A 26,525-nucleotide genomic window follows, 5' to 3' on the forward strand; every position below is an offset into this window, starting at 1 on the left:
GGGGCGGGGGGCGGTACGGTGTCGGCGTTCAGGCGGCGAAGCCCGCCGCATCGACGGCGAGGCGGGCGCGGGCGTCGGCATATTCGCGGGCAAGGCGGGCGACCACCTCGGCCACCGGCGGCGCATCGGCGATGGTGCCCACCCCCTGCCCCGCGCCCCACACGTCGCGCCACGCCTTCACCTTGCCGGAGCTGAAGCTCATGGCGGTCTTGTCGGCATGGGGCAGGTTGTCCGGGTCGAGGCCCGAGGCGACCACGGAGGGTTTGAGGTAATTGCCCGGCACGCCGGTGAAGAAGGGCGAATAGAGGATGTCGGCCGCCTGCGCGTCGGCGATCATCTCCTTGTAGGGCGCAACCGCGCGGGATTCCGCCGTGGCGATGAAGCGCGTGCCCATATAGGCGAAGTCCGCCCCCAGCGCCTGCGCGGCGAGGATCGCCTCCCCCGTGGTGATGGCGCCGGCGAGCGCCACCGGCCCGTCGTAGAAGCGCCGCACCTCGCCCAGCAGCGCGAACGGGCTCAGCGTGCCGGCATGGCCTCCGGCTCCGGCGCACACCAGGATGAGGCCGTCCACTCCGGCTTCCAGCGCCTTCTCCGCGTGGCGCACGGTGGTCACGTCGTGGAACACCACGCCGCCATACGAATGCGCCTGCCGCACCACGTCGCCCGGCGCGCGCAGCGAGGTGATGATGAGCGGCACCTCATGGGCGACACAGGTCTCCATGTCGCGCTCCAGCCGGTCGTTGGAGGCGTGGACGATCTGGTTCACCGCGAACGGGGCGATGCGCCGGGTGGGGTCGGCGGCGCGGGCGGCGGCGAGCTCGGCCTTGATGCGGGTGAGCCAGCCATCCAGCGTGTCGGGCGCGCGGGCGTTCAGCGCCGGAAAGGCGCCGACCACGCCGGCGAGGCATTCGGCGATGACCAGCTCCGGCCCCGACAGGATGAACATGGGCGAGGCGATCACCGGCAGCGCCAGCGTGCCGCGGAAGGCGGGGGGAAGACGATCTGACGGCATGGTCATTGCCCGGCCCCTTCCTTCGCGCCCTCGCGGGCGAAATAGAGATCATGCAGCCGGTCGAGATCGAGCCCTTCCGCCTTCTCGGACAGGATCACCTTGCCCGAGCGCATGAGGTGCACGTCGTCCGCCACCGAGAGGGCAATGCGGGTGTTCTGCTCGATCAGGACGATGGTGGTGCCCTCGCCCTTCAGCCGGCGGATGATGTCGAACACCTCGTTGACGATCACCGGGGCGAGGCCCAGCGACGGCTCGTCGATGAGCAGGATGCGCGGCTTGGCCATCAGCCCGCGGCCCATGGCCACCATCTGCGCCTCGCCGCCGGAGAGCGAGCCGGCGAGCTGGTGCCGGCGCTCCTTCAGGCGCGGGAAGAAGGCGTACATACGCTCCAGGTTGGCGGAAAGATCGCCCCGGCAGCGCTCGGAATAGGCGCCGAGGCAGAGGTTCTCCTCCACCGACATGTCGCGGAACACGAGGCGCCCTTCCGGCACCATCACCAGCCCCTGGGCCGCGAGGTCCCAGGTCTTCCCCTTCAGCGGCGCGCCATCCATCAGGATCTCGCCGCTAAATGGCAGAAGCCCGGTGAGGGTGCGCAGCAGCGTGGTCTTGCCGGCGCCGTTGGGGCCGACGATGGCGGTGAGCGCGCCGGCGCGGAACGTGAGGTTCACGTCCCACAGCACGGTGATGGCGCCGTAGCCGGAGGAGAGGTTGCGCGTCTCAAGCATGGGCGGTCCCCGTGTAGCTCTCCACCACGGCCGGATTGTTGAACACCTCGGCCGGCGTGCCATCGGCGATGAGCTGGCCGAAGTTGAGCACCACCGCCCGCGTGCACAGGCCCGAGATGGTCTCGATGTCGTGCTCGACGATGACGATGGTGAGGCCGAACAGCGCGTGCAGTTCCTTCAGCTTCAGCATGAAGGAGCGCTTCGCGTTGCTCTCGAGGCCGGCCAGCACCTCGTCCAGCAGCAGCAGCTTCGGCTCGGTGGCGAGCGCCTTGGCGATCTCCAGCCGCTTCAGCTCCTGCAGCGCCAGAGCGGTGGCGGCATCGGCATCGGCCTTGTGGGACAGCTCCATCACCGCGAGTATCTCGTCGATCCGCTTCTCGTCGTACCGCCCGGCGCCGAACACCTGCGCCACCGCGAGATTCTCGCGCACGGTCAGATGGTGCATGGGCTGGGGGATCTGGAAGGTGCGTCCGATGCCCGCCCGCGCCCTTTTGTGCAGCGGCAGGGAGGTCACCTCCCGCCCGTTGAAGCTGATCCGCCCGCGCGCCTTCACGAGGCCGGAGATGGAGTTGAACAGGGTGGTCTTGCCCGCCCCGTTCGGCCCCACGAGGCCGAGGATCTCGCCTTGCGCGATGCGGAACGAGATGCCGGACAGCGCGGTGAGGCCGCCGAAGCGGACGGTGACGGCGTCGAGCTCAAGCATGGCCCTTCTCCGCGTTCGAGAGACTGCGGCCGGCAAGGCGCGGCAGGAAGCGGGCGACGAGGCCGGACAGCCCGTTGGGCGCCAGCAGCACCATGATGGCGAGCACGATGCCGAGCAGGATCTGGTGGCCCACCGGAATGAGGCTTTTCGCGATCACCTGGTCGAACAGATAGATCACCACCGCGCCGAAGATGGGCCCCAGCACGCTGCGATAGCCGCCGAACACCGCGGCGATGATGGGCATGACGCTCCAGATGCCGGAGAAGGCATAGTCCGGCTCCAGGAAGCCGATGATGTGGGCGTTCAGCGCGCCGAACACCCCGGCGATGAAGGCGGAAAGCAGCAGCATCCAGGTCTTCAGCACCGTGGCGTTGACGCCCACCACGCGGGTGGCGTCCTCGCTGTCGGCGATGGCGCGCAAGGCGGTGCCCACATGGCTGCGCCGCAGCGCCATGTAGACCAGCGCGAACACCACCACGCAGGCGAGCACCAGCACGTAGCTGCCGGCCCGGTCCGCGAGGTTGAAGCCGAGCACCGTCGGCAGGCCGGGATAGCGCTGCAGGCCGGCCGCGCCGCCGGTGAGCCAGTCGAGCTCGGTGGCGAGGATGCGGAAAATCTGCGCATAGGCGAGGATGGCGAGGGCGAAGTACGGCCCGGAGAGCCGTAGCGCCGGCAGCATGGCCAGCGAGAACACCGTGGCGATCAGCCCGCCCAGCGGGATGGCGAGCAGCACCGGCACGCCGAGCTTGCCGGCCAGCAGCGCCGAGCCATAGGCGCCCACCCCGAAGAAGGCGGCGTGGCCGAACGAGACCATGCCGCCGAGATTGCCCAGCAGCGCCCACGACAGGGCAAGGCCGGCGAGAATCAGCGCCGAGATCAGCAGGCCCAGCATGTAGGGGCTGGCGCCCGCCACCAGCGGCAGCAGCGCCAGCGCGAGGAGGCCCGCGCCGATGAGCGCGCCGCGACCCCGCTGCGATGCGGCTGCGGGCGCGGCCTGCGCGGATGCGTTGGAAGTGACCGGCATGGCTTCGCCTTTCAGCCGCGACGGGCGCGCGCGCCGAACAGGCCGTTCGGCATCAGGAACAGGACGAGCAGGAACAGCACCATTCCGGCGAGCTCCTGCAGGGCGGACGAGGCGAGCGTCACGGTCAGCGCCTCGGTGACGCCGAGCAGCACCGCGCCCAGGAACACGCCGGGAATGGAGCCGACGCCCGCCAGCACGGTGATGATGAAGGCCTTCACCGTCAGCGCGTGCCCGGTGGCCGGCTGCACCACGCTCATGGTGTAGAGCGCGACGCCGGCGAACGAGGCGAGCGCGCCCGCCACCAGGAAGGACACGGTCTCGATGCGGGTGGGGTTGATGCCCATCAGCTTGGCGGCGCCGCGATTGGAGGAGACGGCGCGCACCGCGCGGCCGTACCAGCTGGACTTCAGCCACCACCACAGCGCGCCCATCAGCACCAGCGAGAGCACGAAGGCGATGATCTCGCTGCGCATGGCGAACAGGTCGCCCAGCGACACCGCATCCTGCAGGAAGGGCGAGGCGGTGGTGCGCACGTCGCTGGCGAACACCAGGAGGATGGCGTTGGTGAGGATGATGCCGATGGCGAAGGTGAGGATGAGCGAGTTCAGCTCGCGGTGGTCCTTGATGCGGTCCACCAGCAGGAACAGCACGAAGCTCGCCGCCGCCACCACCACCAGCGCGAGCGGGATGGCGAAATAGGGATCGAGCCCGGTGCGCGATTCCACCAGATAGGCCATGTAGGCGGCGAGCAGCACCAGCTCGCCATGGGCGAGGTTGATGATGCGCATGGCGCCGAAGGCGAGGGCGAGGCCGAGGGCCACCAGCGCATAGACGCTGCCGATGAGCACGCCGGAGAACAGCGCCTGCAGGATGAGTTCAGTCATGTCACCTCGGATGGGGCAAGGCGGGCGCTACAGAGCGGCGGTGAGGAGCAGGCCGGGGTCGGGGCACCGGCAGGATGCGGCCCGCCGGCGCCGGTGCCGGCGGGCCGCGATGTCAGCCTCGCCTCACCACGGCAGGGCGGGATAGGCGATCTCGCCCGTGGCGGCCGACTTCGGCGACACCAGCACGATCTTGCCGTCGCGGTGCTGGCCCATGGAGAGCGCGAAGTTGGGGTTGTCGCCGGTCTCGTCGAACTGGATGCGGCCGAGCAGGCTGTTGCGGTCGGTCTTGCGCATCTCGGCGGCAAGCCCGCCCTTGTCCAGCGTGCCCGCCTCGGCGGCGCGGACGATGGCCTCGCACAGCGCCATGGTCTCCACGAAGCTCAGGGTGGAGAGATACTCGATCTCTTTATTGTACGACTGCTTGTAGATCTCGGAGAACTTGCGCCCCTCCTCGTCCTTCACTTCCACCGGGAACGGCAGGAAGGAGGTGCCGACCACGTTGTTCATCAGGTCGGGGAACTCGGTGTACATCTTCGGAGTGGCGAGGGACCAGGTGCCGACGATCAGCTTCACGTTGGGCTTCAGCACCTTGGCGGCGCGGATGATGCCCACGTAGTCGTTCTCGTAGGCCGACATCATGATGATGTCCGGCTTGTCCTGCAGCTTGATCTTGTTGATGATCGGCTTGAAATCCGTGATCGCCGGATCGAACTTGTGCACCGTCACGGCGATGCCCTTGGCGGCGAGGTCCTTCTCAAGCCCCTCGGCGAGCAGCGCGGGCGCCTCCTTGGTGGAGGCCACGATGGACACCTTCGCGGGCTTCAGGTCGCCGATGAGGGTGGCGATGCCGCGCTCGTAGCCGGCATTGTTGTTGATGCGGAAGAAGGTCTTCAGCCCGCGCTTGGTCAGCTCGTCGGAGACGGCGCCGGCGGTGATGTAGACCTTGCCGAGCTTGTCGGAGGCGTCGGACGCCGGGCCGATGATGTTGGAGCCGTAGCCGCCGATCAGCGCCACCGCGCCGTCGGACGACAGCTTCTCCACCGCCGAGACCGCCTTGGCCGGGGTGCTCTCGTCGTCGATGAGGTCCACCTTCACCTGGAACTTGGGCGAGGCGGCGTTGCACATCTTCACCGCCACCTGCATGCCTTCGGTGAAGGCCTGGCCGGAGCGGGCGAGCGAGCCGGTGAGCGGCATGTGCGCGCCGATGGTGAAGGTCTTCGGCGCATCCTGGGCCGAGGCGCTCGCGATCCCCGCCGCGCCTGCCGCCAGCGTGACGCCGAACGCCAGCGCCGCCGACACGATTGTCCTGTCGACCATGTATGTCCTCCCTGAGCGTTTCTGACGCCGGGCGGCCGATCCCCTCGGCGCGGCCGCCCCGGCGGTCGCAGACGTGTCCGCGACCGGAGCGGCGCGCGCCGTCCGCCACGCGACCGCGGCTGCGGTGATCTGGCGGGAAGAGCATGCGCGGGACGTGTGGCGGCCGCCGCCGCGGACCCGGTCCGGACAGCAAAGACCTCCCCTTCCGCGCGGCTTCTCCGCGTTCTGACCCCGTCACGCGACCGGCGCCCGGGGCTGGTGGATGAATGGCACGCCCTCCCGCCACATGTCAATTATGCGGTCATCAGTTCTGCATGATGGAACAAAATATCCCACACACCTACCATAACACCACTGATTGACCGACAAGCGCGCTTGACAAGACACATTCGGCAAGGCACGTCTTCAGAAAATTGCAGACGGCAATTCTGCATAGCAGAACACAAGGGAGACAACATGGCTCCGGTCCGCACCGAGGTCTCGAACGGCGTCGCCGTGCTCGTCATCGACAATCCGCCGGTCAATGCGCTCGGCGCGGCGGTCCGGGGCGCCATCGCGGAGGGCATCGCGGCCGCCGCCGCCGACCCGGCCGTCAAGGCCGTCGTGCTGGCTGCCGCCGGCAAGGTGTTCGTGGCCGGTGCCGACATCTCCGAGTTCGGCAAGCCCCCCGTTCCCCCTGCCCTGCCGGACGTGCTGGCCGCCATCGAGGACTGCCCGAAGCCGGTGGTCGCCGCCGTCAACGGCATGGCGCTCGGCGGCGGGCTGGAGCTCGCCCTCGCCTGCCATGCCCGAGTGGTGGCGCCCGGCGCGCGGCTGGGCCTGCCCGAGATCAAGCTCGGCATCATTCCCGGCGCCGGCGGCACCCAGCGGCTGCCGCGCCTCATCGGCGCCGCGCCGGCCTTCGCCCTCATGCTCACGGGCGACCAGGTGACGGCGCAGAAGGCGCTCAGCCTCGGCCTCGCCGACGCCATCGCGGACGGCGACCTCGTGGCGGCCGCTGCCGAGCGCGCGCTGGCGCTTGCCGCCGCCGGCACCTGGCCCCGGGCGCGCGAGGGCGCGGACAAGCTGACCGCCGAGGACCGCGCCGCCTTCGAGGCTGCCGCCGCCGACGCGCTCAAGCGCTCCGCCCGCGTTCCCAACGTGCCGGCGCTGATCGATGCCGTGCGCGGCGTGTTCGAGCGGTCGTTCGCTGACGGCCTCGCCGCCGAGCGGGCGCATTTCAAGGCGCTGGTGGCGGACCCGAGCTCCAAGGCCCTGCGCCACGTCTTCTTCGCCGAGCGGGAGGCCGCGCGCATCCCCGGCATCGGCAAGGAGGTGAAGGCCCGGCCCATCGCCTCTGCGGCGGTCGTCGGCGCCGGCACCATGGGCGGCGGCATCGCCATGTGCTTCGCCCAGGCCGGCATCCCGGTGACCCTCATCGAGGTGAAGGCCGAGGCGCTCGACGTGGGCGTGGAGCGCATCCGCGCCAATTACGCCACCTCGGTGAAGCGCGGCTCGCTCTCGCAGGAGGCGATGGACGCGCGCATGGCTCTCATCACCCCCAAGGTGGGCCTCGAGGCGGCGGCCGATGCCGACATCGTGGTGGAGGCCGCGTTCGAGGACATGGGCGTGAAGGCCGAGATCTTCGGCACCCTCGATCGGGTGACGAAGCCCGGCACCATCCTCGCCACCAACACCTCCTATCTCGACGTGGACGCCATCGCCGCCACCACCAGCCGGCCGCAGGATGTGGTGGGCCTGCATTTCTTCAGCCCCGCCAACGTGATGCGCCTGCTGGAAGTGGTGCGCGGGGAACAAACGGCGCCCGACGTGCTGGTGACCGGCCTCGATCTTGGCCGCAAGCTCGGCAAGCTGCCGGTGGTGGTGGGCGTGTGCTACGGCTTCGTCGGCAACCGCATTCTGGCGCGCCGCACCGAGGCGGCCGAGCGCCTGCTCCTCGCCGGCGCCCTGCCCCACGAGGTGGATGCGGCGGTGACCGATTTCGGCTTCCGCATGGGCCCGTTCGCCATGGCGGACCTCGCCGGCATCGACATCGGCTGGCGCGCCCGCAAGGCGGCCGGCGACAAGGCGGTGAAGGCCCCGGTGGCGGATGCGCTGGCCGAGCAGGGCCGGTTCGGCCAGAAGACCGGGCGCGGCTTCTATCTCTATCCCGAGGGCGCCCGCGCGGGCACCCGCGATCCGGAGACGGAGGCGCTGATCGCCGCGCTCTCCGCCGAGCGCGGCATCGCCCGCCGCAGCTTCACCATCGAGGAGATCCAGGCGCGCCTGTTCTACCCGATGGTCAACGAGGGCGCGAAGATCCTGGAGGAGGGCATCGCCGCCCGTTCCGGCGACATCGATGTCATCTGGCTCAACGGCTACAACTGGCCGTCCTTCACCGGCGGGCCCATGCACTGGGCCGAGGGCGTGGGCCTTGCCCGCATCGTCGCCGGCCTCGAGGAGATGGCCGCCGAGACCGGCGACGACAGCCTGAAGCCGGCGGCGCTGCTGAGGCGCCTCGCGGCCGGGCCCGGCACGTTCGCGGCGGAGGCGGCGTGATGGCGCAAGGCCACTCCCCTGCGCCGTCTCACGCGCCGGGTGGCGAGGCGCCGCCCTGGCAGGCGCATTTTCCGGACGTGTGCGACTGGTCCGCGCCGCTGGAGATCACCACCCTGCCGGACCTGCTCGCCGCCGGTGTAGCAGCCGGAGCAGAACGGCCCGCGTTCGATTTCCGCGACGCGAAGATCAGCTACGCCGCGCTCGGCCGCCTCGTGGAGCGCCTCGCCAGCGGGCTGGCGCAGGACGGGGTGCGGCGCGGCGACAACATCGCCCTGCTGCTGCCCAACACGCCCTGGCACCCCATCGCCTTCTTCGCGCTGGCACGGCTCGGGGCGCGGGTGGTGCACATCAGCGCGCTCGATGCCCGGCGCGAGATCATCCACAAGCTGAAGGCCACCGGCGCGCGCCGCATCATCACCACCAACCTGCCCGGCTTCCTGCCGGGCGCGCTGGAGATGCTGGACACCGGCGTGGTGGACGAGGTGCTGGTGGGCGACGACGCCATGTGGGGCGCCGGCGAGACCGCGCCGCTGCCCCTGCCCGCGCGGCCGGGCGTGCGCCCCCTCGCCGGCCTGTTCAGCGATGCTCCGCTCCACGCGCCACTGCCCTCGGTGGACGATATCGCGGTGCTGCAGTTCACCGGCGGCACCACCGGCCTGCCCAAGGCCGCCATGCTCAGCCACGGCAACCTCACCTCGGCGGTGAGCATGTATCGCCTGTGGCGCGACGGCGGCCGCCCGCTCGTTGCCGGCACCGAGAAGGTGGTGGCGGTGCTGCCGCTGTTCCACATCTATGCGCTCACCACCGTGCTGCTGCGCCACCTGCGCGACGGCAACGAGATCCTTTTGCGCCAGCGGTTCGACGTGGAGCGGCTGATCCGTGACGTGAGCGAGCTGAAGGCCAGCCAGTTCTCCGGCGTGCCCACCATGTGGGTGGCGCTGCTCAACCGGCCGGGCGTGGAGGCGGTGGACTTCTCCCCGCTGAAGTCCTGCGTCTCCGGCGGCGCGCCGCTGCCGTTCGAGGTGCAGGCGCGCATCGAGGCCATCATCGGCACCCAGCTCAACAACGGCTGGGGCATGACGGAGACCGGCCCCGCCGGCTCGCGGGTGCCCTTCCGGGTGCCGCGCCGGCTCGGGCTCATCGGCATTCCCTTGCCCGGCCTCGCCCTGCGGATCGTCGCCATGGACGCGCCGGGCGAGGCGCTGCCCCCCGGCGAGGTGGGCGAGATCGCCATCCGCGGGCCCAACGTGTTCAAGGGCTATCTCGGCGACGAGGCGGCCACCGCCGCCGCCTTCCACGACGGCTGGTTCCTCACCGGCGACATGGGGCGCATGGACGAGAGCGGCCTGTTCGAGATCGTCGACCGCCGCAAGAACATGATCATCTCGTCGGGCTTCAACGTCTATCCGGCGGCGGTGGAGAGCGCGATCTACGAGCATCCGGCGGTGGAGGAAGTGATCGTCATCGGCGTGCCCGATGCCTATCGCGGCCAGTCCGCCAAGGCCTACGTGAAGCTGAAGGCCGGGGCCGAGCCCTTCACCCTCGACGCGCTCACCGACTTCCTCGCCGACCGGCTCGGCCGCCACGAGATGCCCCGCGCGCTGGAATTCCGCGCCGAGCTGCCGCGCAGCCCCGTCGGCAAGCTCCTGCCCAAGGTGCTGATGGCGGAAGTGGCCGCGGCCGCCGGCGAAGCCCCCGAAACACACTGAAGACCAGAACGAGGAAGCCCAATGGCTGATGCCGTCATCGTCTCCACCGCGCGCACGCCCATCGGCAAGGCGCAGCGCGGCGCGCTCAACATCACCAAGGGCGCCGACATGGCCGCCCACGCCATCCGCCACGCCCTTGCCCGCGGCAAGGTGGACCCCGCCGAGGTGGAGGAGGTGGTGATGGGCTGCGGCTATCCTGAAGGCGCCACCGGCGGCAACGTCGCCCGCCACGGGGCGCTGGTGGCCGGCATTCCGGTGACCGCGACCGGCGTCACGGTCAGCCGCTTCTGCGCCTCGGGGCTGGAGGCGGTGGCCCATGCGGCGCGGCGCATCGCGTTCGACGGCGTGCCGGTGGCGGTGGCCGGCGGCGTGGAATCCATCTCGCTGGTGCAGCCGGTGAACCGCGAGCTGTTCCGCAACGACTGGCTGATGGCGCACAAGCCGGACATCTACGTCACCATGATCGAGACCGGCGACAACGTCGCCCGGCGCTACGGCATCACCCGCGCGGCGCAGGACGCCTTCTCCCTCGAGAGCCAGCAGCGCACCGCCCGGGCCCAGCAGGCCGGCCTGTTCGACACCGAGATCGTGCCCATCACCGTCGAGAAGGCGGTGACCGACAAGGAGACCGGCGAGACCCGGCGCGAGAGCGTCACCCTTTCCCGCGACGAGGGCAACCGCGCCGACACCACGCTGGAGGGCCTCGCCAAGCTGAAGCCGGTGCGCGGCGAGGACGAGTTCGTCACTGCCGGCAATGCCTCGCAGCTCTCGGACGGCGCCTCCGCCAGCGTGCTCATGTCGTCCACCGAGGCGGCGCGGCGGGGGGCGCAGGTGCTCGGCATCTTCCGCGGCTATGCCACCGCCGGCTGCGAGCCGGACGAGATGGGCATCGGCCCGGTCTTCGCCGTGCCGCGCCTTCTGGAGCGCAATGGGCTGAAGGTCTCCGACATCGGCCTGTGGGAGCTGAACGAGGCGTTCGCCTCCCAGTCGCTCTATTGCCGCGACACGCTGGGCATCGACCCGGAGATCTGCAACGTCAACGGCGGCGCCATCTCGGTGGGCCATCCGTTCGGCATGAGCGGGGCGCGCCTCGTCGGCCACGCGGTGCTGGAGGGGCGCCGGCGCGGCGTGCGCTATGCGGTCGTCACCATGTGCATCGCCGGCGGCATGGGTGCCGCGGGCCTCATCGAAATCAATCCGGAGGCCTGATCCATGGACCTGCGCTTCACCCCCGAAGAAATCGCCTTCCGCGAGGAGGTCCGCACCTTCTTCCGCACTGCCATCCCGGCCGAGATCCGCACCAAGGTGTCGGAGGGCCGCAAGCTGGCGCGCGAGGACTACGTGACCTCCCAGCGCATCCTGAACGACAAGGGCTGGGCCGTGCCGGGCTGGCCGGTGGAGCATGGCGGCCAGCCGTGGAGCGCCGTTGAGCGCTACATCTTCATGGAGGAGCTGATGCAGGCGGCGGTGCCGCTGCCGCTGCAGTTCAACTGCCACATGGTCGGCCCGGTGATCGCCACCTTCGGCAGCGAGGAGCAGAAGCGCCGCTTCCTGCCGCGCATCAAGAGCCTGGAGGACTGGTGGTGCCAGGGCTTCTCCGAGCCCGGCGCCGGCTCGGACCTCGCCTCGCTGAAGACCCGCGCGGTGCGCGAGGGCGACCATTACATCATCGACGGCCAGAAGACCTGGACCACGCTCGGCCAGTATGCCGACTGGATGTTCTGCCTCGCCCGCACCGACCCCAACGCCAAGAAGCAGGCGGGCATCTCCTTCATCCTCATCGACATGAAGAGCCCCGGCGTCACCGTGCGGCCCATCATCACCATCGACGGCCGGCACGAGGTGAACGAGGTGTTCCTCGACGCCGTGAAGGTGCCGGTGGAGAATCTGGTCGGCGAGGAGAACAAGGGCTGGGATTATGCCAAGTTCCTGCTCGCCAACGAGCGCACCGGCATCGCCCGCATCGGCATGTCGAAGGAGCGCATCGCCCGCATCAAGCGTCTCGCCCGCACCACCCCGGCCGGCGCCGGCACCATGTGGGACGACCTCGATTTCCGCTCCCGCCTCGCGAGCGTGGAGATCGAGCTGAAGGCGCTGGAGATCACCCAGATGCGCGTGGTGGCGGCGCAGGCGACGCGCGACCCCACCAAGCCCGACCCCGCATCCTCCATCCTGAAGATCAAGGGCTCCGAGCTGCAGCAGGCCACCACCGAGCTGCTGCTGGAGCTGGCCGGCCCGCAGGCCCTGCCCGCCCTGCGCGACGGCGCCGGCGACAATGATGCCGAGGCCCTGTTCGCCTGGGCGGACGCGGCGGCGCCGGTCTATTTCAACCACCGCAAGGTGTCCATCTACGGCGGATCCAACGAGATCCAGCACAATGTGATCGCCAAGGCGATCCTCGGCCTGTGAGGAGGGCTCCATGGATTTCGACCTGACCGACGAGCAGTCGCTCCTCAAGGATACCGTCCGGCGCTGGGCGGCCGACACCTATCCCGGCATCGAGCAGCTGGCCTCGGCCCGCGCCGAGCCGCTCGGCTTTCCGAAGGCGCGGTGGGCGGAGCTGGCGGAGCTGGGCCTGCTCGGCCTGCCGTTCGCGGAAGAAGATGGCGGCTTCGGCGGCGGCCCGGTGGAAACGCTGGTGGTGATGGAGGCCCTCGGCCGCGCGCTGGCGCCCGAGCCCTACCTCGCCAGCGTCATCCTCGGCGGCAGCGCCGTACGCCTCGCCGGCGGCCCGGCCCAGCGCGCCGCGCTGCTGCCCGGCCTGATGGACGGCACAGCCGGCCTCGCCTTCGCCCATTCCGAAGTGCAGGCGCGCTACGACCTCAACGATGTCGCCACCGCCGCCCGCGCCGTGGACGGCGGCTTCCGCCTCGACGGCCGCAAGAGCGTGGTGCTGAACGCCGATGCCGCCGCGACCCTCGTGGTCAGCGCCCGCACCGCCGGCGACCGGCGCGACGCGGCCGGCATCACCCTGTTCCTGGTGCCTGTGGATGCGGCCGGCGTCAGCCTCATCGCCTATCCCACCCAGGACGGCGGGCGCGCGGCGGACGTGATCCTCTCCGACGTGTTCATCCCCGCCGACGCGGTGCTGGGCCCGGAGGGCGAGGGGCTCGTCATCGTCGAGCGGGTGGTGGAAGGCGCCATCGCCGCCCTGTGCGCCGAGGCGGTGGGCCTGATGGAGGCGCTGCACGAGCTGACGGTGGAATACCTGAAGACGCGCAAGCAGTTCGGCGTCGCCATCGGCTCGTTCCAGGCGCTGCAGCACCAGGCGGTGGACATGTTCGTGGCGCTGGAGCAGGCCCGCTCCATGGCGCTCTATGCCGCCATGATGGTGGAGGCGGAGGACGCGGCCGAGCGCGCCGTCGCCCTCTCCGCCGCCAAGGTGCAGATCAACCGCGCCGCCCGCTTCGTGGGCCAGACGGCGGTGCAGCTGCACGGCGGCATCGGCATGACCATGGAATATATCGGCGCGCATCACTTCCGCCGCCTCGCCATGATCGAGCTGATGTTCGGCGATACCGCCTATCACCAGCGGCGGGTCACCCTCGCCGGCGGCCTCGTCAGCGCCGCCTGAGGGCGCCCTGCGGATCGATCATCCCGCGGGAGATCCATCCCGCGGGGCCGCGCGGCGGGCCGGAACGGCGCGAATCGATAGGCAACGGCAGAGCCGTCGTCTATGGTGCCGCGCCGTTTTCTAGGTCTGGCCGCCCTTCCGTGACCCCTGCCGCCCGTCTGCAAGCCACCCTCGAGCTGATCCACGAAGTCGATCGCGTCGCGCGCCCCGCCGATGCGATCGTCTCCTCGTGGTTCCGCTTTCGCCGCGACCTCGATGAGGCCGATCGGGGCCGTGTGGCCGAGCTGCTCTATGCGCTGCTGCGCCACCACGCACGCCTCGGCTGGTGGCTGGCCAGGCATGGGCGCGAGGACCTGCCGCGCAACCGCCTGCTCGCCTGGCTCGCGCTCGGCGAGGGCCAGACGCGCGATCAGGTGCAGCGGCTGTTCACCGGCGGCAAGCTCACGCCCGACCCGCTGAGCGAGAATGAGCGGTCGCTGCTGGTCAAGCTGCACGGCTGCCCCGTCAACCATGCCGCCATGCCGGACGCGGTGCGCTTCGAGTGCCCGGACTGGGCGATGGAGCCGCTCCGCCGCCGGTTCCCCGACACGTTCGGGCCGGAGATGGATGCGCTGCTGACGCCGGCGCCGCTGGACCTGCGCGTCAATCCCCTCAAGGCGACGCGGGAGGACGTGCTGTCGGGCCTGCGCGACCTCGCCTTGCCGGCCACCGCCTCGCCCATGGCGCCCTTCGGCATCCGCGTCGCCACGCGCCCCTCCCTCTCGCGCCTGCCCATGCTGAAGAGCGGCGCGGTGGAGATCCAGGACGAGGGCTCGCAGCTGGTGGCGCTGGTGGTCGATGCGCGACCGGGCGAGCGCGTGGTGGACTTCTGCGCCGGCGCCGGCGGCAAGACGCTGGCCATCGGCGCGCAGATGGCCAACCGGGGCCATGTCATCGCCTGCGACGTGCTGGAAACCCGCCTGAAGCGTGCCGCCGAACGGTTCCGGCGCGCCGGGCTGCACAACATCGAGACGCGGGCGCTGGCCAGCGAGACCGACCGCTGGGTGAAGCGCCACAAGGGCTCGTTCGATCGCGTGCTGGTGGATGCCCCGTGCAGCGGAACCGGCACCTGGCGGCGCAATCCGGACGCACGCTGGCGCATGCTCGGCCTGGGGCTGGAGGCGTTGCTGCCGCTGCAGGCGCGCATCCTCGCCAGCGCGGCGCGGCTGGTGAAGCCCGGCGGGCGGCTGGTCTACGCCACCTGCTCCCTGCTGTCGGAGGAGAACGAGGCGCAGGTGGCCGCCTTCCTCGCCGCCCATCCCGCGTTCCGCGTGGTGCCGCTGGCCGAGGTGGCGCCGCAGCTCGCCCGTCCGGGGCAGTCCGACTATCTCGCCCTCACCCCCGCGCAGCACGACACCGACGGCTTCTTCGCCGCCGTGCTGACCCGCGAGGCGACGGCCCCGGAGGCCGGGGACGCTACTTCTTCCTGATCGGAACGCCCTTGGTGGTGAAGCGCTGCGCCCCGCCGGCGCGGCGCACCGGGCGCGCGGTCCCGGCGGCCTTGCCGGTGCCGGGCGGCTGATGGGCCGGCACCAGCTGGTCCGGCCGCGGGCCGATGAGATCGGCACGGCCCATCTGCTTCAGCGCCTCGCGCAGCACCGGCCAGTTGTCCGGGTCGTGATAGCGCAGGAACGCCTTGTGCAGCCGCCGCTGGCGCAGCCCCTTGATGGCGTTGACCGTGTCGCTGCCCCCGCGCCGCACCGGGCGCAGCGGATTGACGCCGGTGTGGTACATGGCGGTCGCCGTCGCCATGGGCGAGGGGAGGAAGGTCTGCACCTGATCCGCGCGGTAGCGGTTCTTCTTCAGCCAGAGCGCGAGGTTCATCATGTCCTCGTCGGTCGTGCCCGGATGCGCGGCGATGAAATACGGGATCAGATAGTATTTCTTGCCGGCCCGCCGCACCGCCGCGTCGAACATCTCCTTGAAGCGGTCATAGGTGTCGATGCCCGGCTTCATCATCTTGTCGAGCGGGCCGCGCTCGGTGTGCTCGGGAGCGATCTTCAGGTAGCCGCCGACGTGGTGGGTCACCAGCTCCTGGATATATTCCGGGCTCTTCACCGCCAGGTCGTAGCGCACGCCGGAGGCCACCATCACCTTCTTCACGCCGTTCACCTCCCGCACCTTGCGGTAGAGGCGGATGAGGTCGTCGTGGGAGGTGTTGAGATTGGGGCAGATGTCCGGGAACACGCAGGACGGCAGCCGGCACGCGGCCTCGATCTTCGGGTCCTTGCAGGCCATCCGGTACATGTTGGCGGTGGGGCCGCCGATGTCCGAGATGACGCCGGTGAAGCCCGGCGTCCGGTCGCGGATCTGCTCGATCTCGCGCAGGATCGAGCCCTCCGACCGGTTCTGGATGATGCGGCCCTCGTGCTCGGTGATGGAGCAGAAGCTGCAGCCGCCGAAGCAGCCGCGCATGATGGTCACCGAGAACTTGATCATGTCCCACGCCGGGATCTTCGCATCGCCATAGGCGGGGTGCGGCGCGCGGGCGTAGGGCAGGTCGTAGACCGCGTCCATCTCGTCCGTGGTGAGCGGGATGGGCGGCGGGTTCAGCCACAGGTCGCGGTCGCCGTGGCGCTGCACCAGCGGGCGGGCGTTGCCGGGGTTGCTCTCCCGGTGCAGCACGCGGGAGGCGCGGGCATAGGCTTCCTTGTCCTCCTCCACCTGCTCGCAGGACGGCAGGCGGATCACCACGTCACCCGGACGGCGCGCCGCGCCCTCGTCGGCATCGTCGAGATCGTCGGCGTGGAGCTCGGTATAGGTCTCCGGCACCTTGCGGAACAGGGCGACGCCGCGCACCGCGTCGAGCTCGCGCGGGGCCGCGCCGGCGGCAAGGCGGTTCGCCACCTCCACCACGGCGCGCTCGGCGTTTCCGTAGATCAAAAGGTCCGCCTTGGCGTCGGCCAGGATCGAGCGGCGCACCTTGTCGGACCAGTAGTCGTAATGGGCGATGCGGCGCAGCGAGGCCTCGATGCCGCCGAGCACGATCGGCACGTCCTTGAACGCCTCGCGGCAGCGCTGGGTGTAGACGATGGTGCAGCGGTCCGGCCGCCGGCCGCCCTCCCCCGCCGGGGTATAGGCGTCGTCGTGGCGCAGGCGGCGGTCCGCGGTGTAGCGGTTCACCATGGAATCCATGTTGCCGCCGGTGACGCCGAAGAACAGCCGCGGCCGGCCGAGCGCCTTGAACGGCTCCGCCGACTGCCAGTCCGGCTGGGCGATGATGCCCACGCGGAAGCCCTGCGCTTCCAGGAGGCGGCCGATGATGGCCATGCCGAAGCTCGGATGGTCCACATAGGCGTCGCCGGTGACCAGCACGATGTCGCAGGCGTCCCAGCCCAGCGCGTCCATCTCCGCCCGGCTCATGGGCAGGAACGGCGCCGCCCCTCCGGCGTGGGGCCGGATCACGGACAGGGAATGCAAGGCGTTATCGGCGCTGGCGCGGGTATCCATGGCGATCACGCATAAGACTCCACTGCAGCGAATTCAACGTGCCGCGCTCCGGCGGGCGACACATGCCGGTGACCGGGCCGGAGGGCGCCGCGCGCGCTGCCGGAACCTGCGGTCGCGGAAACAGTCTCGCGCCCCGGGGCAGATGCGGCGATGCCGAAGCTGAAGGAGGCGGCACCGAGACGGAAGATCGCCTGCAAGCCAAGCTGCAAACTGGTCTTTCCGGTGTCTCGGGAAAGAGTGGTGGGCGCACTAGGGCTCGAACCTAGGACCCGCTGATTAAGAGTCAGCTGCTCTACCAACTGAGCTATGCGCCCGTCCGGGGTGGCCCCCGAAGGAGGCGTTCGTGTAGCAAATGCTTTCCGGGCTGGCAAGAGCCCCGGCGACCGGTTTTCCACAGGTCCGGCCGCCGGGGGAACGCGGGGGATTATTCCTTGAACGCCTCCTCGCGGGTCTTCTGCACCGAGGGCAGCAGCACCACCACCAGCGCCGCCGCCGCCAGCGCCAGCAGCAGGGCGGAGATGGGACGGGTGACGAACACCATGGGGTCGCCGCGGGAGATCAGCATGGCGCGGCGCAGGTATTCCTCCAGCATGGGGCCGATGACGAAGCCGAGCAGCAGCGGCGCCGGCTCGCAGTCGAGCTTCACCAGCGCGTAGCCGAGCACGCCGAACAGGGCCATGGAGTAGACGTCGAACGTGTTGTTGTTCACGCTGTAGACGCCGATGCAGCAGAACGCGACGATGGCCGGGAACATCATGTGGTACGGCACGGTCAAGAGCCGCACCCACAGGCCGATCAGCGGCAGGTTCAGCAGAACCAGCATGAAGTTGCCGATCCACATGGAGGCGATGACGCCCCAGAACAGGTCGGGCTTCTCCGTCACCACGTTCGGGCCCGGCGTGATGCCCTGGATGATGAGCGCGCCGATCATCAGCGCCATCACCGGGTTGGAGGGGATGCCGAGCGTCAGCATGGGGATGAACGAGGTCTGCGCGCCGGCGTTGTTGGCGCTCTCCGGCCCCGCCACGCCCTCGATGGCGCCGCGGCCGAACTCCTGCGGGGTGCGCGAGATCTTCTTCTCGATGGAATAGGCGGCGAAGGAGGAGAGCATCGCCCCTCCCCCCGGCAGGATGCCGAGGAACGAGCCGAGCGCCGTGCCGCGCAGCACCGGCGCGATGATGCGCTTGAACTCCTCCTTCGTGAGCATCAGGTTCTTCACCTTGGCCGCCACCAGCGAGCGGGCGTGCTCGTCCTCCAGGTTGCGGATGATCTCGCCCATGCCGAACATGCCCATGGCGAGCGCCACGAAGTCGAAGCCGTCGGAGAGCTCCGGCAGCTCGAAGGTGAAGCGCGGCACGCCGGTGTAGATGTCCTGCCCCGACAGGCCGAGCAGCAGGCCCAGCACGATCATGGCGATGGCCTTCACCACCGAGCCGGACGCCAGCGTGACCGAGGCGATGAGGCCCAGCACCATCAGCGAGAAATATTCCGGCGGCCCGAACTGCAGCGCGAGGTCCGCCAGCGGCGGGGCGAACACGGCGAGCAGGAAGGTCGCCACCGTGCCGGCGAAGAAGGAGCCCAGCGCGGCGGTGGCGAGCGCGGCGCCGGCGCGGCCCTTCTTGGCCATCTGGTGGCCGTCGATGGCGGTGACGACCGACGAGCTCTCGCCCGGCAGGTTGATGAGGATGGCGGTGGTGGAGCCGCCATACTGCGCGCCGTAATAGATGCCCGACAGCATGATGAGCGCGGACACCGGCGGCAGCCCGAAGGTGATGGGCAGCAGCATGGCGATGGTGGCGATGGGCCCGAGGCCCGGCAGCACGCCGATCAGCGTGCCCAGCAGCACGCCCACGAAGCAGTAGAGGACGTTCTGGAGCGAGAGCGCGACCGAGAAGCCCAGGGCGAGGTTGTCGAACAGTTCCATCGCCGCCCCCTCAGTAGCCGCCGAGCCACGGGCCGAGCAGCGGCAGCGGCAGGCCCAGCCCCTTGATGAAGACCACCCAGGCGAACAGCGTCATCACCGCCGTGTTGGCGAGCGCGGTGAGGAGGCGGAACTTCGTGCTGGCCAGCGCCGAGACGAAGACCGAGATGGCGAGCGCCGGCAGGAAGCCCAGTGGCCGCACCGCGAAGCCGAAGAACGCCACCGCGAAGGTGAGCACCGCCAGCGCCCGCCAGGCGACGCCGCTCGGCATCTCGCCCGGAAAGCGCAGGCCGTTGATGAGCACGATCAGCCCGAGCAGGCCCATGAGGCCCGCCAGCACCATCGGGAAGTAGCCCGGCCCCATGCGCACCGCCGTGCCCATGGGCAGGTCCAGCGCCTGCCAGGCGAACAGCGCGGCGAGCGCGATGAAGAGCAGCCCGGACATGACGTCCTTGGGGTTGCGAATGATGTTCATGTCCCCTCCCAGCCGGTTCGGTCTTGGTATGGGCGGCCGCCGGGCATGGTCCCCTGCGGACGCGGACGCCGCCCGGCCGGGGGCGCGGGCGGCGGAACTGCGGCGCCGCCCATTGGCAGCGCCGGATCTGCGCGACGGCGGCGTGGGGACCGCGGTGGCGGCGAAACCGCAGCGCGGCGCGCCCTCCCCGAGGCGACCGGCGGCGCCGGCGGCATGCGCCCGCCATCTGCGCCCGCCATCCGCGAGGGCGGGCGGGACGCCGCCGCGCCGTCAGTCGGCGTAGACGCCGGCGGACTGGATCACCGGCTTCCACTTGGCGATCTCGGCGATCACGAAGTCCTTGTGGAAGGCCGGGCTGCGGCGGCTCTTGGGCTCCGGCTCGGTGCCGAGGTCGGCGAAGCGGGCCACCACCTTGGGGTCATCGAGCGCGGTGTCGATGGCCGCGTTCAGCTTGTCGACGATCTCCCTGGGCGTGCCCTTGGGCACGTAGACGCCGTGCCACACCGCCACCTCGAAGTCCTTGAGGCCGCTTTCCTGCATGGTGGGCACGTCCGCCAGCGACTTCACCCGGTCCTTGGTGGTGACCGCATAGGCCTTCACCTTGCCGCCCTTGATCTGGCCGGTGGTGTTGGTGGTCTGGTCGCACATCAGGTCGATCTGGCCGCCGACCAGGTCGTTCATGGCCGGGCCCGTGCCCTGATAGGGCACCGTCGTCATCTGGGCGTTGATGGTGGACATGAACAGCATGCCGCACAGGTGCGAGGCGGAGCCGACGCCGGCGTTGCCGTAGGTCACCTTCTCCTTGTTCGCCTTCACGAACTCCACCACCTCGGCCATGGTCTTGGGGGCAAGGCCGGTCTTGCCGATCATGGTCATGGGCACGGCGGTGACGAGGCCGACGGCCTCGAAATCGGTGGCGGGATTGTAGGGCAGCTTGCGGTAGAGGCTGGCGGCGGTCGCCTGCCCGATGTGGTGCAGCAGCACGGTGTAGCCATCCGGCGCCGCCTTCGCCACCTGGCCGGCGCCGCGGGTGCCGCCGGCACCCCCCACATTCTCCACGATCACCTGCTGGCCGAGCGTCTTCGTCATGGATTCGGCGACGAGGCGCGCCACCGTGTCGGTGGGACCGCCGGCGGCGAAGGGGACGATCATGGTGATGGGCCGGCTGGGGTAGGTCTGGGCGCCGGCCGCGGACGCCAGGCCGAGCGCAGCGGCCAAGGCCACCGCCGCTGTCAGGATACGCATCGTGTTTCCTCCTCCGGGTGCTGTTTCTCGAGGACGCCCCTTACCTCCCTTTTGAAGGTCGCCCTTGGGGAACCGTCAAGCCCGAATCCGCGGCGGCGGATCGGCGAAGCTGCTGGCGGCACAGGCGTTTTGCGCCTGCACACCCATCCCTTCGGCACTGCATCGCGGACCGGCGGAAGGTCCAACACGCTGGCGTTACGTCAATTTCCCCTACGGCGCCCCATCGCGGCCCCGCAGGCGCGCCCCGCGCCGCCCCCGAAACCGTCCGGATCGGGGCTCGCGCGAATTTCTTCGCCCTCCCCAGCTACCGCACCGCACCATGACGCCACGGCCCCCATGAACGCGGAAAGGCCGCCCGGAGGCGGCCTTTCGATGCGGAGGGATGCGCAGGGAGGCGGCGTCAGCCGACCGCGCTCTGCGGGTTCACGGACTGGCGCTTCATCTGCAGCTTGTTGAGCGCGGTGATGTAGGCCTGCGCGGAGGCCACCAGCGTGTCGGGATTGGCGGCGCGGGCGGTGACCACCTTGCCGTTCTCCTCGAGCCGCACCGACACCTCGGCCTGCGCGTCCGTGCCCTCGGTCACGGCGTGGACCTGGTAGAGGTCGAGCTTGGCCTGGTGCGGCACCAGCGCCTTGATGGCGTTGAAGGTGGCGTCCACCGGGCCGTTGCCCTCGGCCTCCTCCGTCACCGTGCGGCCGTCCACCTCCACGCGCATGGTGGCGCGCTGCGGGCCGCGGGTGCCGGCGATGACCGACAGGGAGATGAGCTTGATGCGGTCGTGCGCGGCGGCGATCTCCTGGTCCACCAGCGCCTCGATGTCCTCGTCGTAGACCACCTTCTTGCGGTCGGCGAGATCCTTGAAGCGGGCGAAGGCATCGTTGAGCGCGTTCTCGCCCAGCTCGTAGCCCATGGCCTTGAGCTTGTCGCGGAAGGCGGCGCGGCCGGAGTGCTTGCCCATCACCAGCGAGGTCTTGGAGACGCCCACGCTCTCGGGGGTCATGATCTCGTAGGTCTGGGTATGCTTGAGCATGCCGTCCTGATGGATGCCGCTCTCGTGGGCGAAGGCATTCCGGCCGACGATGGCCTTGTTGTACTGCACCGGGAAGGAGGTGACCGCCGACACCAGCTTGGAGGCGCGCGTCAGCATCTTGGTGTTGATGCCGGAACGATAGGGCAGCACGTCGGAACGGGTCTCGATGGCCATCACCACCTCTTCGAGCGCGGCATTGCCCGCACGCTCGCCGATGCCGTTGACGGTGCATTCGATCTGCCGCGCGCCGCCGGCGAGGCCGGCCAGCGAATTGGCCACCGCCATGCCGAGGTCGTCGTGGCAATGCACCGAGAAGATGGCCTTGTCCGAGTTCGGCACGCGCTCGATCACGGTGCGGAACAGGGCCTCATACTCGCCCGGCGTGGTGTAGCCCACGGTATCGGGGATGTTGATGGTGGTGGCGCCGGCCTTGATGGCGGCCTCCACGCAGCGGCACAGGAAATCGATCTCGGTGCGGGTGCCGTCCTCCGACGACCACTCCACGTCCTCCACATGGTTGCGGGCGCGGGTGACGGAGGCGACGATCATCTCCAGCACCTCGTGCGGCTCCTTCTGGAGCTTGTACTTCATGTGCACGGGCGAGGTGGAGAGGAAGGTATGGATGCGGCCGCGGCGCGCGTGCTTCACCGCCTCGGCGCAGCGGTCGATGTCGTTCAGCGCCGCGCGGGAGAGGCCGGCGATGGTGGCGTTCCTGGTGCGGCGGGCGATCTCGGCCACGCTCTCGAAATCGCCGATGGAGGCGATGGGGAAGCCGGCCTCGATCACGTCGACGCCCATCTCGTCGAGGAGCGCGGCGACTTCCAGCTTCTCCTCGAAGGTCATGGAGGCGCCGGGGCACTGCTCGCCGTCGCGCAGGGTGGTGTCGAAGATGATGACGCGATCACGCTCGGACGTGCCGGCGGATACGGGCGTGGCGGAGCTGTGGCTGGCGGTCATGGAATGCGGTCCTCTCGCGGTCCGGCGCGGTGCCCCTCTCGTGCGGGCGGTTTGGCCGGATCATAAGCCGAAACGGGCGTCGGGTCTGTACCCGGCGGCGGCGGTTCCCCTGAGTGCCCAGGCGCAAGCCCGGCCGGCCCTCAGGGGCGGCTAAGGAGAAGAAGCGCGCGCAGAATGAGAGCGTTGCCCGGAACCGTCACGGTCCGGGGGGCAGAAGCGGCAGTCTTGGTCGTGCGAAACGACACGGGCGCTCTACTCTTCGCTCATTCAATCGGGAGCAAGCTCATACCGGAGGCGCACGGCGAGCGCAAGGGGTGGGGGCCCTAGCCCCGCACGGCGTTGCGGTAGGCGGCGGCGAGGGCGGCGAGGGCCTCGCGCGGGCGGTCGTCCGTGACGCGGGTGTGCAGCAGCACCGGCAGGCGCGGCAGCTCCGGCAGGCCGAGCCTGCGGCCCACGTCCATCGCGCCGAACGGCACCATGCGCGGCGAGAGCGCGGCCACCCCCAGCCCGGCCATGACGGCGGCGGCGACCGCCGTCACGCCGCCGCCGACGAACACCTCCGTCCACGCCACCCCGGCCGCATCGAGCATCCGGCCCGCCAGGGCCCGCACGCCGCACGGCTCGGCCATGGTGGCGAGCGGGAGCGGCTCGCCCGCGCGGTGCTGCCAGGACGGCGCGGCGAACCAGCCGAATCGCTCCTCGGCGAGGCACTCCCCGTCATCGCGCCCGGCGTGGAGGCGGACGATGACCGTGTCGAGCTCGCGCCGGTCGAACGCCTGCAGCAGATTGCCCGAGGAGCCGATGCGGATCTCGATCAGCAGCTGCGGGTCCTGCGCGTTCATGCGGGCGATGAGGGCGGGCAGCTCCGGCCCGGCCACATGGTCGCTGATGCCGATGGTGAGGCGCGCCCGCGCCGCCACGAACAGGGAGAGGGCGCGGTCGTTCGCCTCCATGAGCTCGCGCGCATGGTCGAGGAACGCCTCGCCGCGCGCCGAGAGCTGCACGTGGCGCGGGGTGCGCTCCACCAGGCGGCACCCCAGCCGCTGCTCCAGCCGCTTCAGCTTCAGGCTCACCGCGGCCTGGGTGGTCTGCATGGCCTCGGCCGCGCGGGTGAAGCTGCCCATCTCGGCGATGCGCAGGAAGGCGAGCACGGAATCGAGATCGAGGGGCGCGGCAGTCATATCGATTCATTATCTTTGATATTCGGTCCGATAGAATATCAAAATGATGGAGCGCGGCATAGCCTCGGAGGGGTCCAATCGGAGGAACCGCCATGCCCCTCGTCCACATCTCCCTGCGCTCCGGCAAGCCGGACGCCTACCGCCAGGCCATCTTCGACGGCATCTATGGCGCCCTCACCGAGACGTTCAACGTGCCGGACGACGACCAGTTCATGACCATCACCCAGCATGATGCGTCCGACTTCCGCTTTGGCGCGTCCTATGCCGGCATCGCCCGCAGCGATGACGTGGTGTTCATCCAGATCAGCGCCATGAACACGCGGACGCCGGAGCAGAAGAAGGCGCTCTACAAGGCGATCGCGGGCAAGCTCGGAACGAATCCCGGCATCCGGCCCGAGGACGTCTTCGTGAACCTGATCGAGGGCGTCCGGGAAAACTGGTCGCTCGGCAACGGCCTCGCCCAATACGCCTGAGACGCGCGGATTTCCGGCGGCTCCACCGGTGAAAGATGCCGGCCAGGAGCCTTCCCGCCTACCCCGCGCGGGCGGTGGCCTGCGCCTCGCCCGCGGCCGGGCCCCTCAGGCATGACGCGATGCGGATCTCCAGTTTCACGACACTTGCCGTCCGGCTGTTCCGGCTCTGCCGCCGCGCGGCTCCGTCCGGCGCACCGGAATATCCCGCAGCCCGCTGGTGCGATCAGGTGGAACGCGCGGCCATCGCCCGGTGCGCCGGCTGGGACCGATCGGCGGACGCGGGCTGATGCCGCGCCCCTGCCTTCTCAACGCTGCGCCCAGCGCCAGCGCATGTAGTCCACGGCGAACGGGGCCATCGCCGGGGTAAGGTCGGCCTCCGAATGGACCACGGCCACGTCGGCGAGCTCCGGCGCGGCCTCGCTGGCGAGAAAGCCGCGGATGCGCACCGCCAGCTCGGTCGCCGGCGCGTCGAACACGAGCCGGCCGAGCAGCGCCACGCGCGGCCCGTCGAACAGGCCGGTGAAGCCGCCATCGCGGGCGATGTCTGACGGGAGGAGGCCGGTCTCCTCCGCAAGCTCGCGCAGCATGGAGGCGTGCAGGTCCACACGGCCGTCAGCGGTGATGTCGGAGGGGTCCGGCGTGCCGCCGGGAAAATAGGTGCGCCCGGCCGAAGCCGTCTGCGGCCCCATCACGCCGAGCACGAAGCCGCCGTCCGCCCCCTCGATGGCGGCGAGGGCGAAGGCGTTGACCATGCCGAGGTCGCGCCAGCCGTTGTCCCGCCAGAAGGTGAAGGCGGCAAAGTCGCTCCGGCGGAAGGCTCCCGAAAGCGTCCCGCCGGAGAAGGTGAAATCCCGCAAAAGCAGGATGGGGCCATTCCACAGATGCGGATTTTCCGCCGCGCGGCGGGCGAAATGGGCCTCGATCTCGCCCTTCAGGGGCTCCATCTCCGGCCATCCGCCCGCTTCCGCGCGGAAATCCAGGCGGTGAACCGGCGCGATCCGCCGCTCCACCGCCCAGGGCAAGCCCCATCCGCCGTCGCTCATGCGGCCTCGTCGGCGAGGGTGGGATAATCGGTGTAGCCGGCCGCGCCGCCGCCATAGAGGGTGGCGCGGTCCAGCTCGTTCAGCGGCGCCCCGCGGCGCAGGCGCTCCACCAGGTCCGGATTGGAGATGAAGGCGCGGCCGAAGGCGACGAGATCCGCCTTGCCTTCCGCCACCGCGGTCTTGGCGAGGGAAAGGTCGTAGCCGTTGTTGACCATCCAGGCGCCGGAATAGCGCACGCGCAGCTCCTCGAACGAGAAGTTCGGGTTGATGTCGCGCGGGCCCTGGGTCGCCCCCTCCACCACATGGATATAGACGAGGTGGCGCTTTTCCAGCTCGTCGAACACGTAGTTGAACAGCGGCTGCGGGTCGGAATCGGTCAGGCCGTTGGCGGGCGCCACGGGCGAGAGGCGCAGGCCGGTGCGCTGGGCGCCGATCTCGCCCACCACGGCATCCACCACCTCCAGCAGGAAGCGGGCGCGGTTGGCGATGGAGCCGCCGTACGCGTCGGTGCGCTTGTTGGCGCCGTCACGCAGGAACTGGTCGATCAGATAGCCGTTGGCGCCGTGGATCTCGACGCCGTCGAAGCCGGCTCGGATGGCGTTGGCGGCGGCGCGGCGATAGTCCTCGATGAGGCCGGGGATCTCGGACAGCTCCAGCGCGCGCGGCTCGGAGGTCTCGGCAAATCCATTGTTCACGAAGGTCTTGGTCTCGGCGCGGATGGCCGAGGGCGCCACCGGCGCGCCGCCGTTCGGCTGCAGCGCGGTGTGGGAGACGCGGCCCACGTGCCAGAGCTGGATATAGATGCGCCCGCCCTTGGCGTGGACGGCATCGGTCACCTTCTTCCAGCCTTCCACCTGGGCGTCGGAATAGATGCCGGGGGTGTCCTGGTAGCCCTGGCCCTGCTGGGAGATCTGCGAGGCCTCGGTGATGATGAGGCCGGCATCGGCGCGCTGGGCGTAATATTCCACCGCGAGCGGGCTCGGCACGAAGCCGGCGACGGCGCGGTTGCGGGTCAGGGGGGCCATGACGATGCGGTTGGAAAGCGTCACATCGCCGAGGCGGAAGCTGTCGAACAGGGACGGCGCGCTCATGGGAAACCCTCCGGGGTGGGTGAGCGGGAACAGTGCGATGCAGCGAAGATATGTTGCATCCTGCTCCCGCCAAGACCGCGATCGCACATTCGCACGATCTCACGCCTGAGTTCTGTCAATGGCAGGTATTGACG

General features: G+C 70.0%; 21 protein-coding genes and 1 tRNA gene. 7 read left to right on the forward strand and 15 right to left on the reverse strand.

Annotated elements, in window-relative coordinates:
- Positions 1 to 28: 28 nt before the first annotated feature.
- The 6 genes from V5F49_RS04170 to V5F49_RS04195 all read right to left on the reverse strand — a co-directional run bounded on the left by V5F49_RS04170 (position 29) and on the right by V5F49_RS04195 (position 5,665).
- Positions 29 to 1,018, reverse strand: a complete 990-nt coding sequence (locus V5F49_RS04170) for an NAD(P)H-dependent flavin oxidoreductase (RefSeq protein ID WP_394114442.1) — start codon at positions 1,016 to 1,018, stop codon at positions 29 to 31.
- Positions 1,015 to 1,737: an ABC transporter ATP-binding protein gene (locus tag V5F49_RS04175; RefSeq protein WP_394114441.1), complete on the reverse strand. Its 723-nt coding sequence runs from the start codon at positions 1,735 to 1,737 to the stop codon at positions 1,015 to 1,017. The genes V5F49_RS04170 and V5F49_RS04175 overlap by 4 nt, the downstream gene beginning before the upstream one ends.
- Positions 1,730 to 2,440, reverse strand: a complete 711-nt coding sequence (locus V5F49_RS04180; protein ID WP_237355878.1) for an ABC transporter ATP-binding protein — start codon at positions 2,438 to 2,440, stop codon at positions 1,730 to 1,732. The genes V5F49_RS04175 and V5F49_RS04180 overlap by 8 nt, the downstream gene beginning before the upstream one ends.
- Complete coding sequence (locus V5F49_RS04185) at positions 2,433 to 3,464, reverse strand: branched-chain amino acid ABC transporter permease (protein WP_394114440.1); 1,032 nt, start codon at positions 3,462 to 3,464, stop codon at positions 2,433 to 2,435. The genes V5F49_RS04180 and V5F49_RS04185 overlap by 8 nt, the downstream gene beginning before the upstream one ends.
- A gap of 11 nt (positions 3,465 to 3,475) precedes the next feature.
- On the reverse strand, positions 3,476 to 4,348 hold the full coding sequence (locus V5F49_RS04190) for a branched-chain amino acid ABC transporter permease (RefSeq protein WP_237355876.1): 873 nt from the start codon (positions 4,346 to 4,348) through the stop codon (positions 3,476 to 3,478).
- 123 nt (positions 4,349 to 4,471) lie between these two features.
- Complete coding sequence (locus V5F49_RS04195) at positions 4,472 to 5,665, reverse strand: ABC transporter substrate-binding protein (protein ID WP_394114439.1); 1,194 nt, start codon at positions 5,663 to 5,665, stop codon at positions 4,472 to 4,474.
- A gap of 456 nt (positions 5,666 to 6,121) precedes the next feature.
- Between V5F49_RS04195 and V5F49_RS04200 the strand changes: the two genes are divergently transcribed.
- The 6 genes from V5F49_RS04200 to V5F49_RS04225 all read left to right on the forward strand — a co-directional run bounded on the left by V5F49_RS04200 (position 6,122) and on the right by V5F49_RS04225 (position 14,955).
- Complete coding sequence (locus tag V5F49_RS04200) at positions 6,122 to 8,203, forward strand: 3-hydroxyacyl-CoA dehydrogenase NAD-binding domain-containing protein (protein ID WP_394114438.1); 2,082 nt, start codon at positions 6,122 to 6,124, stop codon at positions 8,201 to 8,203.
- The gene (locus V5F49_RS04205) at positions 8,203 to 9,912 is read left to right on the forward strand and encodes an AMP-binding protein (protein ID WP_394114437.1); all 1,710 of its coding nucleotides are present in this window, start codon (positions 8,203 to 8,205) and stop codon (positions 9,910 to 9,912) included. Before V5F49_RS04200 ends, V5F49_RS04205 begins: the two co-directional genes overlap by 1 nt.
- A gap of 21 nt (positions 9,913 to 9,933) precedes the next feature.
- Positions 9,934 to 11,121 carry an acetyl-CoA C-acyltransferase gene (locus V5F49_RS04210; RefSeq protein WP_237355872.1) on the forward strand — a complete coding sequence of 396 codons (1,188 nt, stop codon included), beginning with the start codon at positions 9,934 to 9,936 and terminating at the stop codon, positions 11,119 to 11,121.
- Between the two features lie 3 nt (positions 11,122 to 11,124).
- Positions 11,125 to 12,321: an acyl-CoA dehydrogenase family protein gene (locus V5F49_RS04215; protein ID WP_394114436.1), complete on the forward strand. Its 1,197-nt coding sequence runs from the start codon at positions 11,125 to 11,127 to the stop codon at positions 12,319 to 12,321.
- Positions 12,322 to 12,331: 10 nt separating this feature from the next.
- The gene (locus tag V5F49_RS04220) at positions 12,332 to 13,486 is read left to right on the forward strand and encodes an acyl-CoA dehydrogenase family protein (protein ID WP_394114435.1); all 1,155 of its coding nucleotides are present in this window, start codon (positions 12,332 to 12,334) and stop codon (positions 13,484 to 13,486) included.
- Between the two features lie 140 nt (positions 13,487 to 13,626).
- Positions 13,627 to 14,955, forward strand: a complete 1,329-nt coding sequence (locus V5F49_RS04225; RefSeq protein WP_394114434.1) for an RsmB/NOP family class I SAM-dependent RNA methyltransferase — start codon at positions 13,627 to 13,629, stop codon at positions 14,953 to 14,955.
- On the opposite strand, the gene V5F49_RS04230 is transcribed toward V5F49_RS04225, so the two are convergent.
- The 7 genes from V5F49_RS04230 to V5F49_RS04260 all read right to left on the reverse strand — a co-directional run bounded on the left by V5F49_RS04230 (position 14,942) and on the right by V5F49_RS04260 (position 23,784).
- On the reverse strand, positions 14,942 to 16,975 hold the full coding sequence (locus tag V5F49_RS04230; protein ID WP_394114883.1) for a YgiQ family radical SAM protein: 2,034 nt from the start codon (positions 16,973 to 16,975) through the stop codon (positions 14,942 to 14,944). The two genes, V5F49_RS04225 and V5F49_RS04230, sit on opposite strands and share 14 nt — an antisense overlap.
- A 238-nt stretch (positions 16,976 to 17,213) precedes the next feature.
- Positions 17,214 to 17,289, reverse strand: a tRNA-Lys gene (locus V5F49_RS04235).
- 110 nt (positions 17,290 to 17,399) lie between these two features.
- Complete coding sequence (locus tag V5F49_RS04240; protein ID WP_394114433.1) at positions 17,400 to 18,899, reverse strand: tripartite tricarboxylate transporter permease; 1,500 nt, start codon at positions 18,897 to 18,899, stop codon at positions 17,400 to 17,402.
- Between the two features lie 10 nt (positions 18,900 to 18,909).
- Positions 18,910 to 19,371: a tripartite tricarboxylate transporter TctB family protein gene (locus V5F49_RS04245; protein ID WP_394114432.1), complete on the reverse strand. Its 462-nt coding sequence runs from the start codon at positions 19,369 to 19,371 to the stop codon at positions 18,910 to 18,912.
- Positions 19,372 to 19,641: 270 nt separating this feature from the next.
- Positions 19,642 to 20,616, reverse strand: coding sequence for a tripartite tricarboxylate transporter substrate-binding protein (locus tag V5F49_RS04250; RefSeq protein ID WP_394114431.1), 975 nt, complete (start codon positions 20,614 to 20,616; stop codon positions 19,642 to 19,644).
- 400 nt (positions 20,617 to 21,016) lie between these two features.
- Positions 21,017 to 22,603, reverse strand: a complete 1,587-nt coding sequence (locus V5F49_RS04255) for a 2-isopropylmalate synthase (protein WP_394114430.1) — start codon at positions 22,601 to 22,603, stop codon at positions 21,017 to 21,019.
- A gap of 323 nt (positions 22,604 to 22,926) precedes the next feature.
- Positions 22,927 to 23,784 carry a LysR family transcriptional regulator gene (locus tag V5F49_RS04260; protein WP_394114429.1) on the reverse strand — a complete coding sequence of 286 codons (858 nt, stop codon included), beginning with the start codon at positions 23,782 to 23,784 and terminating at the stop codon, positions 22,927 to 22,929.
- Between the two features lie 92 nt (positions 23,785 to 23,876).
- Between V5F49_RS04260 and V5F49_RS04265 the strand changes: the two genes are divergently transcribed.
- Complete coding sequence (locus V5F49_RS04265; RefSeq protein ID WP_394114428.1) at positions 23,877 to 24,257, forward strand: tautomerase family protein; 381 nt, start codon at positions 23,877 to 23,879, stop codon at positions 24,255 to 24,257.
- A 305-nt stretch (positions 24,258 to 24,562) separates the two neighbouring features.
- Here the strand turns inward: V5F49_RS04265 and V5F49_RS04270 are convergent, their stop codons facing one another.
- The gene (locus tag V5F49_RS04270; protein WP_394114427.1) at positions 24,563 to 25,300 is read right to left on the reverse strand and encodes an NUDIX hydrolase; all 738 of its coding nucleotides are present in this window, start codon (positions 25,298 to 25,300) and stop codon (positions 24,563 to 24,565) included.
- Complete coding sequence (locus V5F49_RS04275) at positions 25,297 to 26,391, reverse strand: alkene reductase (protein WP_394114426.1); 1,095 nt, start codon at positions 26,389 to 26,391, stop codon at positions 25,297 to 25,299. The genes V5F49_RS04270 and V5F49_RS04275 overlap by 4 nt, the downstream gene beginning before the upstream one ends.
- Positions 26,392 to 26,525 lie beyond the last annotated feature (134 nt).

The sequence above is a fragment of the Xanthobacter lutulentifluminis genome, from assembly GCF_043194675.2.
Taxonomy (GTDB): Bacteria; Pseudomonadota; Alphaproteobacteria; order Rhizobiales; family Xanthobacteraceae; genus Xanthobacter.